Annotated in this window: 1 protein-coding gene; it reads right to left on the bottom strand. The window is 59.1% G+C overall.

The genetic code is table 11. From position 1 onward, the window contains the following. Window positions 1-214: saccharopine dehydrogenase NADP-binding domain-containing protein (locus O4G76_RS21825; protein WP_269399158.1), on the bottom strand; the 214-nt coding region annotated here is incomplete at its 3' end. Between the last annotated feature and the right edge of the window lie 16 nt (window positions 215-230).

Raw genomic sequence — 230 nt, 5'->3', positions numbered from 1 at the left:
GGCCCGCCGCATCAATCACCACATCAAAGCCGACAACGCCAGAAAGATCACCATCGCGATCCAGCGTGATGGCATCACAGCCAAGCTCAGAAGCAAGCGCCTGCCCACGCGCCCTGTTTCGCGCCGCGAGTGTGACCTGATGTTCATCTCGGATCAGCAACCGCGCAAGGCGCGAGCCAAAAACACCCGTCCCACCTATGAGCAGTACGTTCACTGCATCAGCCTTTTGC

The organism is Limimaricola sp. G21655-S1, assembly GCF_027213785.1.
In the GTDB taxonomy this organism is placed as follows: Bacteria; Pseudomonadota; Alphaproteobacteria; order Rhodobacterales; family Rhodobacteraceae; genus Limimaricola.
This window is presented reverse-complemented; position numbering and strand designations above follow the sequence as displayed.